1 protein-coding gene is annotated in these 691 nt (G+C 60.1%); it reads left to right on the forward strand.

What is annotated here, in order from left to right; translation table 11 throughout:
* Nucleotides 1-85 precede the first annotated feature (85 nt).
* On the forward strand, nt 86-691 hold a 606-nt coding region (locus tag NK662_RS24620; RefSeq protein ID WP_254761347.1), incomplete at its 3' end, for a P-type ATPase actuator domain-containing protein.

The following is a 691-nucleotide window of genomic DNA, read 5'->3' on the forward strand; positions in this document are numbered from 1 at the left end:
CACCGCCGCGCCGGAGGTGGAAGACGGACGGGGTAGAGTTGGGGTCTCGCGGTGAGCCGATTCCTCTCTAGTGGTCGCGCCTGGTGTGTTCGCCGACGACGCCGGCGTCGCGTCAGCCATGGGTGGGCTCGAGGAGATCAAGAATGAGGCCGTTGATCTGGAGAACATACCGATCGAGGAGGTGTTCGAGCAGCTGAAATGTACGCGCGAGGGGCTCTCCTCCGAGGAGGGGAACCGGCGTATCGAGATGTTCGGCCCCAACAAGCTCGAGGGGAAGAAGGAGAGCAAGATACTCAAGTTCTTGGGGTTCATGTGGAACCCGCTGTCGTGGGTCATGGAGATGGCCGCCATCATGGCCATCGCGCTGGCCAACGGCGGCGGCAAGCCACCGGACTGGGAGGACTTCGTCGGTATCATTGTCCTGCTGGTTATCAACTCCACCATCTCCTTCATCGAAGAGAACAACGCCGGCAACGCCGCTGCTGCTCTCATGGCCAACCTTGCACCCAAGACCAAGGTGCTGAGGGATGGCCGATGGGGCGAGCAGGAGGCAGCAATCTTGGTTCCCGGTGACATTATCAGCATCAAGCTCGGTGACATCGTCCCTGCTGATGCTCGTCTCCTTGAGGGTGATCCCCTTAAGATTGACCAGTCTGCACTTACTGGGGAGTCCCTTCCAGTGACCAAGAAC

The organism is Ectobacillus ponti (assembly GCF_024294785.1).
Classification (GTDB): Bacteria; Bacillota; Bacilli; order Bacillales; family Bacillaceae_G; genus Ectobacillus; species Ectobacillus ponti.